Annotated in this window: 15 protein-coding genes; 5 read left to right on the top strand and 10 right to left on the bottom strand. The window is 71.1% G+C overall.

The window, feature by feature from the left end:
- Positions 1-134 precede the first annotated feature (134 nt).
- Together AB0B98_RS26200 and AB0B98_RS26195 are read right to left on the bottom strand one after the other, a co-directional pair.
- On the bottom strand, positions 135-1,268 hold the full coding sequence (locus AB0B98_RS26200) for a DUF1996 domain-containing protein (protein WP_357366047.1): 1,134 nt from the start codon (positions 1,266-1,268) through the stop codon (positions 135-137).
- Between the two features lie 224 nt (positions 1,269-1,492).
- Positions 1,493-2,017: a hypothetical protein gene (locus tag AB0B98_RS26195; protein WP_357366045.1), complete on the bottom strand. Its 525-nt coding sequence runs from the start codon at positions 2,015-2,017 to the stop codon at positions 1,493-1,495.
- 215 nt (positions 2,018-2,232) lie between these two features.
- Between AB0B98_RS26195 and AB0B98_RS26190 the strand changes: the two genes are divergently transcribed.
- The 3 genes from AB0B98_RS26190 to AB0B98_RS26180 all read left to right on the top strand — a co-directional run bounded on the left by AB0B98_RS26190 (position 2,233) and on the right by AB0B98_RS26180 (position 4,627).
- On the top strand, positions 2,233-3,483 hold the full coding sequence (locus AB0B98_RS26190; RefSeq protein ID WP_357366044.1) for an Ig-like domain-containing protein: 1,251 nt from the start codon (positions 2,233-2,235) through the stop codon (positions 3,481-3,483).
- Positions 3,484-3,540: 57 nt separating this feature from the next.
- Complete coding sequence (locus AB0B98_RS26185) at positions 3,541-3,993, top strand: DUF4878 domain-containing protein (protein ID WP_357366042.1); 453 nt, start codon at positions 3,541-3,543, stop codon at positions 3,991-3,993.
- Between the two features lie 250 nt (positions 3,994-4,243).
- On the top strand, positions 4,244-4,627 hold the full coding sequence (locus AB0B98_RS26180) for a MerR family transcriptional regulator (protein ID WP_357366040.1): 384 nt from the start codon (positions 4,244-4,246) through the stop codon (positions 4,625-4,627).
- A gap of 19 nt (positions 4,628-4,646) precedes the next feature.
- On the opposite strand, the gene AB0B98_RS26175 is transcribed toward AB0B98_RS26180, so the two are convergent.
- Positions 4,647-5,759: an ROK family protein gene (locus AB0B98_RS26175; RefSeq protein ID WP_357366038.1), complete on the bottom strand. Its 1,113-nt coding sequence runs from the start codon at positions 5,757-5,759 to the stop codon at positions 4,647-4,649.
- Between the two features lie 41 nt (positions 5,760-5,800).
- Between AB0B98_RS26175 and AB0B98_RS26170 the strand changes: the two genes are divergently transcribed.
- Positions 5,801-7,021: an MFS transporter gene (locus AB0B98_RS26170; protein WP_357366036.1), complete on the top strand. Its 1,221-nt coding sequence runs from the start codon at positions 5,801-5,803 to the stop codon at positions 7,019-7,021.
- A 60-nt stretch (positions 7,022-7,081) separates the two neighbouring features.
- Here AB0B98_RS26170 and AB0B98_RS26165 read toward each other — a convergent pair whose 3' ends face one another.
- Positions 7,082-8,410 carry an alpha/beta hydrolase gene (locus AB0B98_RS26165; RefSeq protein ID WP_357366035.1) on the bottom strand — a complete coding sequence of 443 codons (1,329 nt, stop codon included), beginning with the start codon at positions 8,408-8,410 and terminating at the stop codon, positions 7,082-7,084.
- 86 nt (positions 8,411-8,496) lie between these two features.
- Positions 8,497-9,873, bottom strand: a complete 1,377-nt coding sequence (locus tag AB0B98_RS26160) for a serine hydrolase domain-containing protein (RefSeq protein ID WP_357366033.1) — start codon at positions 9,871-9,873, stop codon at positions 8,497-8,499.
- 236 nt (positions 9,874-10,109) lie between these two features.
- Between AB0B98_RS26160 and AB0B98_RS26155 the strand changes: the two genes are divergently transcribed.
- Positions 10,110-11,486, top strand: coding sequence for an FAD-dependent oxidoreductase (locus tag AB0B98_RS26155; RefSeq protein ID WP_357366032.1), 1,377 nt, complete (start codon positions 10,110-10,112; stop codon positions 11,484-11,486).
- Between the two features lie 44 nt (positions 11,487-11,530).
- Here AB0B98_RS26155 and AB0B98_RS26150 read toward each other — a convergent pair whose 3' ends face one another.
- The 5 genes from AB0B98_RS26150 to AB0B98_RS26130 all read right to left on the bottom strand — a co-directional run bounded on the left by AB0B98_RS26150 (position 11,531) and on the right by AB0B98_RS26130 (position 17,659).
- Positions 11,531-12,007, bottom strand: a complete 477-nt coding sequence (locus tag AB0B98_RS26150; protein ID WP_357366030.1) for a heme-degrading domain-containing protein — start codon at positions 12,005-12,007, stop codon at positions 11,531-11,533.
- Between the two features lie 40 nt (positions 12,008-12,047).
- Entirely contained in the window at positions 12,048-13,508 is a 1,461-nt protein-coding gene (locus AB0B98_RS26145; RefSeq protein ID WP_357366028.1) for an SDR family NAD(P)-dependent oxidoreductase, read from the bottom strand.
- A 131-nt stretch (positions 13,509-13,639) separates the two neighbouring features.
- Entirely contained in the window at positions 13,640-14,545 is a 906-nt protein-coding gene (locus AB0B98_RS26140; RefSeq protein WP_357366026.1) for a siderophore-interacting protein, read from the bottom strand.
- A 25-nt stretch (positions 14,546-14,570) separates the two neighbouring features.
- Positions 14,571-16,670 carry an iron ABC transporter permease gene (locus AB0B98_RS26135; RefSeq protein WP_357366072.1) on the bottom strand — a complete coding sequence of 700 codons (2,100 nt, stop codon included), beginning with the start codon at positions 16,668-16,670 and terminating at the stop codon, positions 14,571-14,573.
- 5 nt (positions 16,671-16,675) lie between these two features.
- The gene (locus tag AB0B98_RS26130; protein ID WP_357366025.1) at positions 16,676-17,659 is read right to left on the bottom strand and encodes an iron-siderophore ABC transporter substrate-binding protein; all 984 of its coding nucleotides are present in this window, start codon (positions 17,657-17,659) and stop codon (positions 16,676-16,678) included.
- Positions 17,660-17,663 lie beyond the last annotated feature (4 nt).

Genomic DNA, 17,663 nt, shown 5'->3' with positions numbered 1-17,663 from the left:
TTGGAGTACTAAGCAGATAGTCAGTCGGCTGGCGCGAGGTCTCCGGCATCGAGTGGCCCGGTCGATGAACCCGTCCACCGGAGACCTCGCTGGGCGTCGTCGCCGAGCGGCGACGACGCGCGGGCCACGTCAGCTCAGAAGTTGCCGGCCGAGTTGCACTTCACGCCCTGGTCGAGGCAGTTGCGTACCCGTGCGGCGAGCGCCTCGTCCTTCCACGCGTTGAAGAAGTCCGCGTGCATCGAGAACGACGTGCCGGACGCGAGGGTGATGCCGTCGGTGTTCGCGCTCAACGGGTACGAGATCACGAAGGACACCGACGGGACGGGCACCGGGTGGCTCCTGGGGCACGCCCCGGTGTGGTCCCCGTTGGCCATGTGCGCCTTGTGGTCGGGGCTGTCCAGGTGCTTGCCGTCCCAGCAGTCCGGGAAGGTGATCTGCCGGACGATGTTCGCGGTCTTGGCGCAGACCGGGAACGTCTTGTCGGCGCTGCGGCCGATCTCGCCGCCGATGCCGGCGCACCAGAAGTGGTTGCCCTGCTTGTCCGGGGTGTCGACCTGGTTCTTGGCGTTACCGGTGATCATTCGCAGGCCGAACGGGAAGGGCTGGGTCCGGCTCGGGTCCTTCAGGCGGGAACCGTAGTAGACGGTCACCTCCTTCGGGTCCACGACCTTGCCGTTCTGGTACATCGTCGGCACCCAGTAGGCGGACTGGTCGTCCGGCGAGTTGCAGGTGGTCGCCTTGGACGCCCGCAGCGATTCGGCTGTCGAGTTGGCGTCGGTCGACCTGTTGCCCCAGAACGTGTGGTTGTGTGAGCCGCCCACCAGCTTCGGCAGCACGATCGGATCGTCGCTGTTGTGGTGGCTGGTCGTACAGCCGACGTTGAATTCGGGCACCTTGACGGGGTTGCCGGTCACCGGCTTGGGCTTGCGCGCGAAGAACGCCTTCGTCGCGGCGGCCTGCGCGGCGGCGTCGATGGTGATCCAGCCGCCGGCCGAGGTGGGCGGGGCGGCGCTGGACGCCGGGCTTGGCTTGCCCGGCTGGGACGGGGTGGCCGAGATGCCCGGGGCGCTCGGCGTGGCCGACGGGTCGCCCGGGGCGGTAGCCGTCGGCGGCTGCGGGTCGGACGAGCCGATGCCGGTGTCGCTGGACGGGCCGGACGCGCCGGGCGTGCCCGGCGCCTCCTTGCATCCGCCGGCGAGCGCCACGCTCAGCAGCAGCAGGGCGCTGACGGAACGACGGTGTCGAGGGGTGGATCGGAGATTTATCAACGGGGGCGCACCTTTCTTCCGAGCACGCAGAATACGAGTCGGCCCCCTGCTCGTTTCCAGGTGAAACGATTAATTCTCCCTTAAATAGCGCTCAGCGATTGCCTGGTCAGCTCTGCGGAGCCGCCGTGATGTCGACTCAATCTCAATTCCTTGATTTATCTCCAAAAACCGTAATCGGCGGCTGCGGCACCACTCTGCTTACTTGAGTGGTCGGCCGTGTCGGCTCAGCAGCGGTCGCGTGCCTTGCGCAGGAAGGTCTCCCGCGACACGACCTTCGTCGAGTTGCTTCCGCGCGGCACCAACACCTGGTCCGGGCCGATCCGTGGCAGGTCCGCGAGGGTGAAGTCCACCGAGAGGGCCTCGCGGCGGCTTGACCCGTCGAGGGTGTAGGTGACCCCGGCCCGAAATTCGGTGAGCAGCTCGACGTCCACCTCGGTCCCAGGGCTGTCGACAGTGTCGGCGACCTCCCAGCCCTCCGGCGGCTGGCCCAACAGGGTGACCTCCACGACCTCGCTCGCGGGCGGGCCGCCGATGCTCCACCTGATCAGAGACCGTTTGCCCGGGTCATCCTGATGGCCGTTCTCGAACACGCGGATATTGGCGTCACGGTCGTAGCAGGTCAGCAGCACGCCGACCGGCCGGCCGTCCTGCACGGCGAGAGCGACAATCGGCTGCTCCGCTGGCGAGCAGGCGGTCAGGAGGAGGAGGGGCAGCGGTAGCAGAATCCATTGACGTCGTCTTCTGCGCATGTCGGCCAGCATTCCACGGCGGCATCACGCTTCGATGCCCCGAGGATCACGAAAGGGAAGCGCAATCGACGGACCCCGACCGCGTGCTGCGCCCGAACGTTCCCACCTTCGTTGCGTGATTTCCGGAAACAGCGCAGGGTGCCGTCGACGCGGAGAGAATTGCCGCCACGGAACACGCGGAAGCCGGGGGGCGTTCGATGGGTTTACGAAGGCGTATGGCGCTCGTGGCGGTGACCGTCGCGGCGACACCGCTGGTCCTCGGTGGGTGCACCACCGAGCGGAAGGCCGCCGTGCGTCCCGCCGAGCGGGTGGTGCCATCGCCCGAACTGACCCTCACGCCCGCCGATCTCTCCCGGAACGTGCCGCTCAGCGCCGAGGTGGTTCCGCTCGTCACGGGCGGAAAGATCACCGCCGTGCGCATCGTCGACGACACTGGCACGCTGGTCCGGGCGGAGCCGCGCGAGGACGGCTCGGCCTGGGTGCCGACCGCTCCGTTGCGGCCGCAGCGCACCTACACCGCGGCGGTGACCGCCACCGCCGACTCCGGGCGCACCACCACCCGCACCACCACCTTCACCACCGCGGCCGCGTCGACGAAGCCGCAGGTGACCAGCACCCTGTACTTCGCCGACGAGCAGACGTACGGCACTGCCATGCCGGTGACCATCGGTTTCGATCCGCCCATCGCCAGGGCAGCCCGCGCCGACGTGCAGCGTCGGTTGTTCGTCACCACGACGCCGGCCCAACCGGGCGCCTGGTCCTGGGTGGACGACGGCAGCCAGGTCTACTACCGGGCTCCCGACTTCTGGCGGCCCGGCACGACCATCAGTGTCCGGGCCGGCCTGGAGGGCCTGCCGATCGGCGAGGACCAGGTCGGCGACGCCGACCGCACCGCGACGTCCCGGATCGGACGGCAGGTGGCGCTCGAAGTCGACAACGCCAGCAAGCAGATGCGCGTGCTGCGCGACGGCAGGCTGATCCGCAGGATCCCGGTCAGCCTCGGCAAGCGCAGCACGCCCACGTCCAGCGGCAAGATGGTGATCATGGAGAAGCACCAGAACACCACGTTCGACACGCGGGGCGAGCCGAATGGCGGCTACGTGGTGAACGTCAAGGACGCGCAACGGCTCACCTGGGGCGGCGAGTTCATCCACGGGGCACCCTGGTCGGTGTCGGATCAGGGACACCGCAACGTCTCGCACGGCTGCACGAACATCTCGGCGGCCAACGCCGACTGGTTGATGGGCGTCACCCAGGTCGGTGACCTGGTCACCGTCACCGGCACCGAGGTCCGGCTCCAGTCGGGCAACGGCTGGACGGCCTGGAACACCAGTTGGGGCCAGTTCGTCAAGGGCAGCGCACTGCCCGTACCCGCGGATCTGCGACCGGCCCCGGCCCCGGCGCCGCCCGCGCGTGCGGTCGCCGGTGGCGTGCCGGTGCCGGGGCCGTCCGCCTCCGGAGGGTGAACCACCGGGCACCCGGCGGGCTCCCGCCGCTTGCCCGGCAGCCCTACCCTCCGGGCCATGACGTACGAGCCGATGATGGTTCCCGATCCGAGGCCCAACCGGACGCTACGTACGGTCCTGATCGTCGTCGGCGTCCTACTGGCGGTGTGCTGCGTCATCGGCACCTGCGTCGGCCTCTGGCTCTACCGCTCGATCAAGGACTCCGTCGAGCCGGCCGGGGCGGCCGCGACGGCGTTCGTCGACGACGTGCAGGCCGGCAACTACCCGGGCGCGTACGGGCGGCTGTGCGACCGGGTGCGCGACGGTATGACGCAGGAGGAGTTCGCCCGGGTTCAGGCCGCCCAGTTGAAGATCAGCAGTTACGAGATCACCAACGTGAACGTCAACAACGTCAACGGGCGGCTGACCGCGACCGCCACCGTCGAGGCGGTCCAGGAGGCCACCGGTGCGAGGCTCACCCAGGGGCTGGCGCTGGTCAAGGAGGACGGCGAGTGGCGGGTCTGCCGCTGAGTCACCGCGCCGTCGCCGCAGCGGGTTCCAGTCGAATGCCGCTGGTCAGGCTCTCCGCGTTCCACCAGTTGTCCGGCGAAGTGTCGGCCGATGCCGCGGTTGGTGCCGGTGACTGGAGCGGTGGAACCGGAGATCGCATGATTGCCTCCGGGCAGGTTCGGGAACGAGCGGTACGCGAGCTACGCTAAAACCTGACGTGCACGTGAGGGAAAGGCTGTGTGGCTGGCGTCACCGGCCGGGGGAGGGGTCCATGCGGATCGGGGAACTCGCCGCAGAAACCGGGGTGTCGGTACGAGCCCTGCGCTACTACGAGGAGCAGGGCCTGCTGACTGCCGCACGAAGCGGTGGCGGCCAGCGCCACTACCTCGACGACGCGATCGACCGGGTGCACCTGATCCAGATGCTGTACGCCGCCGGCCTGTCCAGCCGAACCATCCTGGACCTGCTGCCCTGCGTCGACGCGAAGGTCAACACACCGCAGTCGCGGGCCATGCTCCGCGCCGAACGCGACCGCATCGATCGGCAGATCACTCAACTCCGGCAGGCGCGCAAGCGGCTCGACGAGGTCATCGCGCTCAGCGAGAGCCCGGCCAGCGGTTGCACCCGAACGGACACCGCCGCCCCGGTGGCGTAGCGACTCGGCCGGTCGGGGATCAGATCGGGGCCAGCTCCGGGATGCCGTAGTGCTGGTCGAGGACCTGCATGGCGGCACCCGCGGCGATCACGTCCGCGCCGAGGCTGGACAGGGCCACCCTGGTGCTCAGCCAGTCCGCGCGCCGGGCGTCCGCCCCCACCGCCTCGGTGACCGCCGCGAGATAGGTCTGCGGGTGTCGGAGGAGGTCCGCGCCCGCCAGCACCACGTGGGCGAGGTCGAGGGTCTGGAGCAGGTTGACGACGCCGACGGCCAGCACGCGGGCAGCGTGTGCGACGTCTCCGGCCTCGGCGGCGTGCTGGTGCACGATCTCCAGGCATCCGTGCCGGCCACAGACGCAGCGGGGTCCGGTCAGGTCGACAACAGTGTGGCCGAACTCGCCCGCGTTGGTGTGCGCCCCCCGGTGGGCCGCGCCGCCCAGCCAGAAGCCACCGCCGATGCCGGACTCGACCATGATGAGGGCGGCGTCGCCGAACGTCGCGCCGTGCCGCCAGGCCTCGGCCGTGATCCCCGCTGTGACGTCCTTGTCCAGGTGGACGGGGAGGCAGAGGCGTTTCTCGGCGATCTCGCGCAGCGGTACGTCGTGCCAGTGCCGCAGGCCGTGGGCGTCTCGGACCAGGCCGTTGGCGTGGTCGAGTGGGCCGATCATGCCGATGCCCAGCCCGGTGAGCCGGCTCCGCAGGTCGCCGATGCCGGCCAGCGTGTCGATGCCGGCCAGCGTGTCGATGCCGGTGCTCAGGGCGTCGAGGAGCTGCTCCGGGGTGAAGTCGCGGGGCAGCGGGCTGACCGCCGAGTGGTGCACAGTGCCGGCCAGGTCGACCAGGACGAGCCGCAGCGTGCGTCGGGCCACGTGGGCGCCGATCGCGTACCGGCTGTCCGGGACGAGTTCGTAGACGACGGCGGGCTTGCCGATGCCGGGACGCCGGCGGCCGGCGGGACGGATCAGGCCGTCAGCGGTCAGCCGGGCGATGACCTTGGAGACCGCCTGTGGTGTCAGGCCGGTGGCCTCGACCACTGTCGAGCGCTCGAACGTGCGAGCCGTGCGCCCCACCGCCATGACCAGTGCCTGGTTGTAGTCGCGTAGGAAGGTGACGTCGGCAGTGACGCGAGTCATCTCACCACCCTATTACGCAACGCTGTTGCTAAATTTTTTCGGTGATCGAGTTGAGTAGAGGTCGGCGGTTGGCGGCGCTGGGCGCTCTGGCACTGGGCGGCGTCGCTGTCGGCCTGACCGAGTTCGTGGCGATGGGGCTGCTGCCCGACATCGCCCGCGGTCTGCTTCCGCACGAGTACGCGCAGTCGTCGTCGGACGCGGTCGCCCGAGCAGGCTGGATGATCACCGCGTACGCGCTCGGAGTGGTCGTCGGCGCGCCACTGATCGCCGCGTTGAGCGCGCGCCTGCCCCGCAAGAAGCTCGTCCTCGGGCTGCTCGTGCTGTTCGCCGTCGGCACTGTCGCGTCCGCGCTCGCCCCCACCTTCGACCTGGTGCTGGTGGCCCGGTTCGCGGCGGCGCTGCCGCACGGCGCGTACTTCGGTGCGGCCGGTCTGCTCGCGGCGACCCTGATGGGCCCCGGTAACGAGGCCCGTGGTTTCGCCACGGTGCTCGGCGGTCTGACAGTGAGCAACCTGGTCGGCGTACCCCTCATCACGCGGCTCGGGCAGGCGGCCGACTGGCGGGTCGCGTACCTGGTCATCGCCGGTTTCTTCGTACTCACCCTGCTGGCGGTGCTGGCGGTCGTGCCGGAGGTCGCGGCCGCGGTCGACGGCTCGCCGGCCGCCGAGTTGCGGGCGCTGCGGACCTCGCAGGTCTGGCTGGTCGCCGCGACCGGCGCGGTCGGCTTCGCCGGCTTCTTCGCTGTGAACACATACATCGCGCCGGTCACCACCGACGTCACCGGCCTCTCCGCCGCGACGGTGCCGTGGACGTTGGTCGCGGTGGGTCTGGGGATGACCGTCGGCAACGCCCTGGGCGGCTGGCTGGCGGACCGCGACCTCCAGCGGAGCATGGTCATCGGGTTCGTGGCGATGATCGTGAGCATCGCCGTGTTCAGCCTCGTGGCGTCGACCCGCGTCGGTCTGTTCGTGGGCGCGTTCCTGGTCGGTGCGACAAGCCTGTATCTCGGTCCGGTCCTGCAGGCGCGCCTGATCACCGTCGCCCCGGGAGCGCAACTGATGGGCGCGGCGGTCAACCAGTCGGCAATGAACATCGCGAACAGCCTGGGCGCCGCGCTGGGCAGCGTCGCCATCGCCGCCGGGTTCGGTTACCTCGCGCCGGCCCGGGTGGGCGTCGTCCTGGCGGTCGCCGGGTTGATCCTGGGGCTGGTCAGCTTCGCCGTCGGGCGACGCGTGCGCGAGCGGGTCCCGGCCACCGTCTGACGAGAGCGGGTCCCGGCCACCGTCTCGACCTGAGGTGGCCGGGCCGTCCGCGGGACGCGGTCAGAAGTCGTCCACGCTGACCGTCACCCGGTCGGTGCTCGATCTCCAGTTGGGCACGTTGATCACGTCGTGTCCGCCGCCGCGTTGGCCCACTGTGATCTGGACCAGGCCGAAGTGTGCCGGCGTCGCCGGGATGAAGACGTCCATGCCGGTGATGAAGGTCTGGCTGAAGAACGCCGGCAACGGGGCCGTCAGGTCGGTGACGCCGTCGCTGCCGTCGTCGAAGGCGAAGATGCCGATCGTCCGCTTGGCGCGCGGCGTGTTCGTCGCGTTCAGGACATCCCTGCCGTTGATCCAGAGGCGGTCGCCGGCGTCGCCCTGGTCGCCCCACCACTCCTTCTGCCGTTGGATCGTGAGCGCCGTGTGCCGGTCGCTGGTCTCGACCAGGCCGCTGAGGCCCTCGCCCGGCTCGCTGGTCGCCAGGCGCAGGAACGAATCCGAGCGGAGGAACGGCTGGAAGTAGAAGTGGTGCGTCGCGGCGCCCGGGCGCACGATGGCGAACTCGTAGCGGGCCGTGGCCAGCACGGGGAGAGGGCCGAACGAGCCGTCGCCGCCGAGTGACAGCCGATGTGCGGGCCGGTGTGACAGCCGGCCGCCGGTCAGCGGGCTGACCGGGTAGACCTCGAGGGTCGCGCCGGTGACACCGACGTTGCTCGGAAAGAGCACGGCGCGGCCGGAGACCCGGGCGGTGCCGAAGAGTTGCGGCACGATCCGCGTCGTGTGCGGCGCGCGGCCCCGGAGGAAGCCGAAGATCTCGGTGAACGACTCCGCCGACGACACGGTCTGGGTGTGCGACTGGTCCGGCAGGTGCACGTTTGTCGCGCCGACGACGGCGCGGGCCGGGTCACCCTCGCCCCAGATGGCGAGTGTGGGCACACCACCGGGCGGGGAGGTCGCGGTGCGCCCGTCCAGGTTGACGTAGTGCGCGACCCGGGCGGCACGCTCCGGCGAGCTGTTGAGATAGCCCTGCGAGACGAAGGTGCCCAGCGAGTGCGCGACGAGGTCGACCCGGTCCGCGCCGGTGGCCGCCAGCAGGCGGGAGATCCGTGCGTCGAGTCCCGCGTACACCTGGGGCAGGATCGTCGCGACGTTCGGGGAGTCGTACTCGTGGGCTTCGACGATGTCGATCGGGTACCCGTTGCTGGCCAGCCGTTTGGCCTGGGTCTCGAACTGCGCCGCAGATCCGGCGCTGCCGTGCACGAAGATCACTGGACGGTACGTCGGTGTGGCGGCGGCTTCGGCGGCGCGTGGAACGGCGACTGCGGACAGGCTGGCCGCGAGGGCGACCCCGGCCACCACGGAGAGCAGGCTCCGGCGAGATGTGTGCATCGATCCTCCACCAGGACGGACGAAGTATTTGCACTACTAGCGCAAGTATCGTGTCAGGGTGGGGCGCGATGGTCCACACCTTCCAGTCAGTTGACCTTCGTGGCGAGCAGGTCGCCGACGGCGGCGCGGACCGGGTCGGGGTTCGACCAGCTCCAGTTGGGGTGCGCCCGGTTGGTGAGCAGCGCCAGGACGAGTTTGCGGTCGGGCGCGACCAGGAGCGAAGGGCCGGCGAATCCGGTGTGGCCGAAGGTCCGGGCCGAGGCGAGCTTCCCCATGAACCAGCTCTGGTCGAGGACGACGCCGAGGCCGTGCGCCGAGGTCCGGTTGGGGCGCTCGGGGTCGATGGCGGGTTTGCCGGCGTTGTGGTTGGTGAGCATCCGGCGCACCGTCGCCGCGGCGAGGATCCGCTTGCCCTGGTGGGTGCCCTCGTTGAGGAGCAGCTGACCAATGGCCGCGAGATCGGTCGCGGAGGCGAAGATGCCGGCGTGACCGGCGATGCCGCCAAGGTGGTTGGCGACGTCGTCGTGGACGACGCCACGGAGCAGCCCTCTGGACGAGCGGGCGTCGGTGGCGACCAGTCGGCTGGCCTTCGCGGCGGCTGACAGCCAGCTGTTCGGGTTGAAGCCGGTGTCGCGCAGGCCGAGCGGGCCGGTCAGGTTGGTCTTGAGCGCCTGGTCGAGCCGCTGGCCGGTGACCTTCTCGACGATCTTGCCGGCGACCATGAGCCCGACGCTGGAATAACGGAACGTCTTCCCCGGCACGGCGCCGGAGACCAGCGGCGTGCCGAGCACGGCGTTCCAGCGGGCCGCGTTGTCGGGCAGGCCGGTGACTGTGGCGCCGACGGGAAGACCGCTGGTGTGGGTGAGCAGCATCTCGACGGTGATCCGCTCCTTGCCCGCGCCGGTGAAGGCGGGCAGGTAGTCGCGCACCGGAGCGCCGAGGTCGACACGGCCCTTGTCGACCTGCTGCAACAGCAGAATGGCCGTGTACACCTTGGTCACCGAGGCGAGGTCGAAGATGGAGTCCCGGCGCATCGCGACGCGGTGGTTCGCCGCGAGCAGCTTCGGGCCCGCCGCATAACGCAGCGCCTCACCGACCGCTGTGTGCACGGTCACCTTTCCGCCCACCACGACGAGAGCGACCGCACCGGGAAAACCCTTGTGTTGCACGGTCTGCGGGGTCGCGGGCAGGTGTCGGCGGAGCAGGGCGGTCACGTCCTGCGCGTAGCCGGCCTGACGGACTGGTGGGTTGCCGCCGACCGGTGCGTCCGGTGCCCTGAGCGGCGGCCCGGCGTCTCCCGCCGTACCAAATCCGGCCCGGCTGCCGGTGGCGCCCGTCCCGGTCGTCGCGTCGCCAGGGCCGGCCGAACCGGGGTTCGGCGTGCCGGTAGCACCGCAACCGGTGAAGGCGGTGGTCGCGGCGGCCAGGCCGGCCCCGAGCAGAGTTCGACGTGCAACGGGCATGCCGGAGATCGTGACAGCCGGCCAGAGGACGCGCCACCTGACCGGTCCGAACGTCGGACGCGTCCGGCCCATCGGTCAACAGGTGGTCATCTGGCAGACACAGCAGGTTGCCATTCAGATGATTGTGCGACGATCGGCGGGCAAAACGTCGAACCACCGTCCACCGGTCTGTCCGCGCACGGTCGCGCACAGTGACCGGGGAGGGCACACACCCCGTTACCCCCTTGGAGAGCACGATGTCCCTCTCCCCGTCCCGGGTCTTCGCAGAGCTGAATGCGGCTCGACCCCCTGACCAGCCGTCCCCGACGATGGGCACAGCCGTCGTGGTGGGCGGCAGTGTCGCCGGTCTCCTGGCCGCCCGGGTGCTGTCCGACCATGCCGACACCGTCGTCATCATCGACCGGGACGACCCGCAGGTCACCGGCGCGCGGCCCGGCGTACCCCAGGGGACGCAGCTGCACGCGCTGCTGCCCGGCGGCCTCTTCCAGCTGGAGCGCCTGTTTCCCGGATTCCGCGACGAGGCACTGAAACGCGGAGCGGTCGAGGCGCCGCCCACGGCCCGGCGCAACTACCTCGACGGGCGTCTGAAGGTCGTCGTCCCCGACGACGCCGACAGTCTGGCGGGCAGTCGGCCGCTGCTGGAAGGCCTGATCCGCCAGCAGGTGCTCCGACTGCCCAACGTCAAGACGATCACCGCCCGCGCCACCGGCCTCGTGTTCGACGGCACCGCTGTCACCGGGGTCCGCTGTGAGGTCGGTGGGGTGCCCGGTGTCGAACGCGCTGACCTCGTGGTGGACGCCATGGGGCGGTCCAGCCGACTCTCGGACTGGCTGGAGCAGGCCGACTGGGACCGACCGGTCACCCGGCGGATGACAGTGCACCTCAACTACGCGACCGCCCTGTTCCGCCGCCCGGAGGTCACCCCGGCCTCGACCGTCGTACTGGCCCTGAACACGCCGAGGACGGCGATGGACGTGGCCGGCGCCGCGTTCTTCGCCATCGAGGACGGTCGGTGGATGGCGATGATGGCCGGTTACGGCAACGACCGTCCGGGGCGAACCGCTGATGACTTCGTCCGCCGCCTGCGCGAGCAGTTCCCGCCGGAGTTCGGCGAGGTCGCCGACCAGGAGATGATCGGCGACGTCCAGACCTACCACCATGCCGACAGTCGACGACGGGACTTCCACGCGCTCAAGCGCTTCCCGGCCGGCCTGATCAGCGTCGGTGACGCCGTCGCGTCGTTCAACCCGGTGTACGGGCAGGGCATGACGGCGTCGGCCCTGCACGCGGCCTGCCTGTCGACGTACCTCCGGTCCGGCCCGGACCTGCGGGCGCCCGCGCGCCACTACCTGGCGCTCCAGAAGGTGGTGGTCGACGCCGCCTGGTCGCTCTCCACCTCGGCGGACCTGGCGTTGCCCCACGTCGACGGGCCCTACCCACGCGGCTACCGGTTCTCCCGCTGGGCCAGCAGCCAGGTCATCGCCGCGACCATCACGGACGTGGCGACCGCGCGGCGGTTCAACGACGTCGTCTCCATGCGCGAGCACCCGCACTCGCTGGCCCGCCCCGGCGTGCTCCTGGGCGCCCTGCGCGCCAACCGGCGCGCACGCTGAGCGAGTGACCCGGCGGCCTCGCCTGCGGGGCCGCCGGGAACGCTCTATCGGGAAAGCTTGCGGAGGATGTCGACCACGAAATGGTGATCGTCCAGCTGCGGCAGCCCGGAGACACCGACCCAGCCCACCACACCGGTGCCGCGAACCCGCAGGGGTACCGCGCCCCCGGCCGCCGCGTACCGCGAGGCCGGCAGGCCGAACCGCTCGGCCAGCGTCACCTGCTTGTCCTGGCACAGCCGGGCCATGTAGAGCGAGGAGTGCTCGAACCGCATCACCACACGCCCCTTGCGGCGCAGCCACGCGTCGTTGTCCGCCGTCGACCCCGGCAGGCCACAGTGGAACAGCTGCCGCCCGGCCCGCCACACACCCACCGAGACCGGCAGCCGCTGCTCGGTCGCGGCGGTGACGGCGAGCATCCCCAGCTCGTACGCGTCGGTCTCGGACAGGCCCGCGAGCTCCAGCTCGTTCTCCTCGCGCAGCAGCTCGTCCAGCGTCGGCCACGACTCACGGTCAGCTGACATGTCTCTTCTCCTCATCGTGCAAAGGCGACCATCGGTGCGATCACCAGGCGCAGGGCGCGTAGTCCTTCAGGAAACAGCCGTACAGATCCTCGCCCTGCTCGCCCCGGACGATCGGGTCGTACACGCGGGCCGCGCCGTCGACCAGGTCCAGCGGGGCGTGGAAGCCCTCGTCGGCCAGCCGCATCTTCGTCGGGTGGGGACGTTCGTCGGTGATCCAGCCGGTGTCGACGCTGGTCATCAGGATGCCGTCGGTCAACATCTCCTCGGCACTGGTGCGGGTCAGCATGTTCAGTGCCGCCTTCGCCATGTTGGTGTGCGGGTGCCCCGGCCCCTTGTACCCCCGGCCGAACTGGCCTTCCATCGCCGACACGTTCACCACGTACTTGCGGCGGGCCGACGCGGCGGCCATCACCGGGCGCAGCCGGCTGACCAGGACAAACGGCGCTGTGACGTTGCACAGCTGCACTTCGAGCAGCTCGACCGGGTCCACCTCCTGGACCCGTTGGACCCAGCTGTTCACCGAGTCGAGGTCGGGCACGAGCCCGCCGGCGTCGATGGCGGTGGACGCCGCGATCCGTTGCGGCGAGGCCGACCCGCTGGTCAGTGCCAGCGCGGTGAGCGCGTGCGGGGTGAGCGCTGTCGACTGTGGCCCGGCGGTCAGGCTGCCCACCGGGCCGCCCTGCCCGTCCGGCTTGGCGAACGTGATCAGCTCCGGTAGCGGGCCGTCCGGCAGGGCCGCGGCCTCCGCGGCGATGAGCTGCGCGTACGCCCCGGGGGACCGGCGGACGGTCTGCGCCGCGTTGTTGATCAGGATGTCGAGGGGGCCCTGGCTGCTGACGTCGTCAGCCAGAGCGATCACCTGGGCGGGGTCGCGCAGGTCGATCCCGACGATGCGCAGCCGGTGCAGCCAGTCCGCGCTGTCGGGCATCGCGGCGAAGCGGCGGATCGCGTCGTGCGGGAACCGGGTCGTCACCGTCGTGTGCGCGCCGTCGCGCAGCAGCCGCAGCGCGATGTACATGCCGATCTTGGCCCGGCCGCCGGTGAGCAGCGCACGCCGGCCGGTCAGGTCGGTGCGGGCGTCGCGGCGCTCCCGGTTCAACGCGGCGCAGGACGGGCAGAGCTGGTGGTAGAAGGCGTCCACCTCGCGGTAGCGCTGCTTGCAGACGTAGCAGCCGCGGGGATTGTGCAGGAAGCCGGCAGTCTCGCCGGCGACGGAGGACGCGAGCGGAATACCCTGCGTCTCGTCGTCGATCCGCCCCGGAGCGCCGGTGGCGGTGGCCTCCGTCACCGCGCGGTCGGCGGCGAGGATGGCATCCCGTCGCTCCTCCCGCCGCCGCTGCTTGATCACCTTGTAGAGCCGGGCGGTGGCCCGCTGCACCTGCACCACGTCGGGATGGTCGGAGGGCAGCGCCTCCAACGCCTCGAAGACGCTGAGGCAGGCCTCCAGCCGGCTTCGGTCAATGCCCTCTTGACCGTTTTCGGTAATGTTGTCCACCGTCATGCGTCGTTGTCTCGTCCCGTATCCCGTGCCGGCTCCAGCCGGTCCGCCCCAAGTCCGACCCGAAACGGTACGCGCCTCACCGCCTCCGACGCACCTCACGGCCGTCCGGCGTGGTGCGCCTCGCGGCGCTGTCAGTCGGCGTCGGCGCGACCGAGACGCCAGTAGCCCATGAAGGCCACCGCCCGCCGGTCCAGGCCCCGCTCGGCGACCAGGTGCCGGCGCAGGGTACGGATGACGCCGGCCTCCCCGGCCAGCCACGCGGAGAGCGGTGCCGAGGCCGCCTGCTCGGGCACCTCCCACAGGAGTTCGGTGTCCACGTCGACGTCCGGCACTGGCTGGGCGGCCGTCGACGTGCCGGGGGCCAGCAGTTCCCCGGCGGCCGCGACGACGGCGGGCACCAGCCTGCTGCCGTACCCGTCGGCGCCCCGGGCCAGCCAGCGGACCTCGACGCCGGGCGGCGCGAGCAGCGGCAGCACGTCGGCGGCGTCGGGCACCTCCAGCACGACAGTGCCCCGGGCGTCGAGGGGGAGCCGCTCGCAGATGCTGCTGATCGCCGGCACGGCGGTCTCGTCCCCGGCCAGCAACAACGCGCCGCCGGTGGACTGTCGAAACTCGACCCCGCCGTGGTTGCCGTCGAAGCCGGCATCCGGCCCGACCAGCGCGATCTCGTCACCGACGCTGGCCCGCCGAGCCCAGCGCGTCGCCGGACCACTGTCGCCGTGCAACACCAGGTCGACGTCCACCTCGGCCAGGTGCGGGCGGACCGCCCGCACGGTGTAGGTGCGGATCGGGTTACGCAGGTGCGCGGGCAGGGCCCGCCACGTCGCGTACCAGTCCGGGCCGTCCGGCAGGGTCGCCCGGTCCTGACCGGGCAGCGGCAGCGCCAGCTTGATCCGCTGGTCGTAGCCGTTGTCGGCGAAGCGGTCCAGGTTCGCCCCGGTGAAGGTCACCCGGGTGAAGGACGGGCTCAGGCGGCGTACCGCGCGGACGGTGACGGCGAACACGCGCCACGGGGCGATGGGCAGGGTCTCGGTCATGGTGCCTCTCTCGACTCGGACGGCTCTACCGGGTGGTGCTCGCCACGGCGCGGGAGCGCCACAGCAGCCAGACGAAGTACGGGGTGCCGATCATGGCGGTGACCAGGCCGGCGGGGATCTGGGCCGGCGCGATGATCGTCCGGCCGAAGGTGTCGGCGATGCTGACCAGCGCCGCGCCGAGCAGGGCGGCCACCGGGAGCACCCGGGAGTGCCGGCCGCCGACGAGCGCCCGCGCGGCGTGCGGGGCGACCAGACCGACGAACCCGATGACCCCGACGGCCGAGACGGCGGTGGAGGTGAGCAGCGCCGCCGCGCCGAGCGCGATCAACCGGGTGCGTTCCAGCCGGACACCCAGCACGCGGGGGGTGTCGTCGTCCAGCGCCATCAGGTCGAGCTCCCGGCGGGCGGCGACAACGGCCGGGGTGAGCACCAGCAGGGCGATCAGCACCGGCAGCACCTGGGTGGGCGTCCGACCGTAGGTGGAGCCGGACAGCCAGGTCAACGCCTTCCCGGTGTTCCACGGGTCGAAGGCCACCACCAGGTAGGTGATGACCGCCATGCCGCCCTGCCAGGCCCCGAAACCGATCAGTACCAGTCGGTCGGAGCTCAGTCCGCCGCGCCAGGCCAGGCCGTAGACCAGGGCGAACGCCAGCATCGCGCCGAGTCCGGCGACGCCGGAGACGGCCCACACTCCGGCGAGCGGCACGAAGGTGAGCAGGGAGACCGCCCCGAGCCCGGCGCCCGCTGTGATGCCGAGGATGCCGGGTTCGGCCAGCGGATTGCGGCAGACCGCCTGCACTGTGGTGCCGGCGACCGCGAGCGCCGCGCCGGCCAGGACCGCCGCGGCGACGCGCGGCCACCGCTGGTCCAGCACAAAGGTGTACGCGGGCCCGGTGGTGCCGTTGACCCAGTTGACGACGTCACCGAGCAGCACCCAGGTGTCACCGGCGAGCATGCCGACAGTCACGGCGCAGACGGTCAGGACGGCGGTGACGGCGACGACGACGCGGTGGAAGGCTGCGGAACGGACGGCCGCGTGCCCGCCCGGCGGACGGCGGGTGGGGCCGGCGTCGCGGTGCCGGCGGGCCAGCCAGATGAGGATCGCCGCGCCGAACACGGTGGTGACCACGCCGGTGGGGATGTCGACCCCGGCCTGCCCGCCCATCACGGCTCGCAGCAGCACGTCGGAGCCGAGCACGATGATGACCCCGGCGATGCCGGACAACGGCAGCAGGACGCGGTGCCGGTGCACCCCCGGCACCACCGGGGCGAGCAGCCGGACGATCACCGGTGCGCACAGGCCGACGAAGCCGACCGGGCCGGTGAGGGTGACTGCCGCGGCGGAGAGCAGCACGGCCAGCACCATGACGGTGAGCCGGGTGCGCCGCACGTCGAGGCCGAGCACTGTGGCGGTGTCGTCGCCGAGGGCGAGGATGTCGAGGCGGTGCCCGAGCAGCACGAGCACGACGACGGCGCCGACGATCACCGGGGCGAGTTGGGTGAGCGCGGTCAGGTCGCTCTGCACCAGCGAGCCGTTCCCCCAGGCGAACAGCCCGATGGTGGCCTGCTCGAACAGGAGCAGCAGCAGGGTGGTCACCGACCCGAGCGCCAGCGCGGTCGCCGAGCCGGCGAGGATCAGCCGGGTGGTGCCGGCCTGCCCACCCGAGGACATCGCCATCACCAGGCCGGCGGCGGCCAGCCCGCCGCAGAAGGCCAGGCCGCCGGCGGGCAGCGCGGGCAGTGCGAGGCCGAACGCGGCGACGGCGACGATCGCCAGGTGGGCGCCCGCGTTGACCGCGAGGGTGTCGGGGGACGCGAGCGGGTTGCGGGCGATCGACTGCAACGCCGCCCCTGCGAACCCGAGCGCCACGCCGATGGTGAGCCCGGCGAGCAGCCGGGGCAGCCGGGACGCGATCAGGACGCGGGCCGCCTCGTCGTCGGCGCCGGTCGTGAGGCGCAGCAGGTCGAGGGCGCCGACGTTCGAGGTGCCCTGGGTGAGGTGGACCGTGCCGACCACCAGCAGCAGCAGGATCGCGGCGACGAAGACGACGGCGACGCCGGGCACGGCCGGGCGTCCGCCCGGAGCCGGCCGGGTGGCCGGCTCCGGACGCGGGGGCGCGTTCAGCACGCTCACACCGTGTACGTCTTGACGAGTTCGTCGATGTACTGCTTGCCGGAGAGCGGACCGCCGAAGGTCCAGATGCCGTTGGGCATCTTGTGCAGGTTGCCCTTCCGCACGAAGGGCAGCGACGTCCAGATGGCGTTGCCGGCGAGGCCGTCGGCGAACACGTCGTCGCCGTCGGAGGCGTTGTAGAAGAGGTGCATGTTCGGGTCCTTCAGGACCGTCATGCCCTCGACGTCGGTCTGACCCAGGCCCCACACCTCGTCTGTCTTGCCGGTCCAGGCGTTGGTGAGGCCGAGTTGGATGCCGATCTGGGAGACCAGTGCGCCAGCGCCGAACATCCGGATGCTGACGGTGCTGCCCTCCTTCCAGCCGTCGGCGATGGCGAACGGACGGCCGGCGGCACCCGCGTCGGTGATCTTCTTCTTGCCGTCGGCGATGGCCGCGTCGAAGTCGGCGAGTAGCTTCTCCGCCTCGGTCGTCTTGCCGACCGCCTTCGCGATCATGTTGAGGTCGGTGCGCATCCGTCCGAGGTTGTCGGTGGCGTCACTGCCCTTGGCGACCACCACTGGCACGAACTTCTCCAGTTGACTGACGATGGCGCCGCCCCGGTCGTCCTCCATCACGACGAGATCGGGCTGGAGGGCGACGATCGCGTCGACGCTGGGCTCCCCGCGGACCCCGACGTCCTTGACGCCCGGATCGAGCTTCGCGGAGGTGACCCAGGTGCCGTAGCCCTTGGGATCGGCGACACCGACGGGCATGACGCCGAGGCTGACCAGCAGTTCGACCTCGCCCCACTCAAGCCCGACCACCTTGGTCGCCGGCGTCTTGAGGGTGATCTCCTTGCCCCGGCTGTCGGTGACGGTGACCGGACCGCCGGACGCCGAGGCGGAGGTGTCGGGGGCCGCGGCGTTCTCGGTGGTGCCGCAGGCGCCGAGCGTCAGCGCGGCCACGACGGCGATGAGGGCTGTGAAACGGGTACGGGTCATGACG

This window comes from Micromonospora sp. NPDC048947 (assembly GCF_040649495.1).
Lineage (GTDB): Bacteria > Actinomycetota > Actinomycetes > Mycobacteriales > Micromonosporaceae > Micromonospora > Micromonospora alfalfae.
Note: the sequence above shows the minus strand (reverse complement) of the source record. Positions and strands in the feature narration are given on the sequence as shown.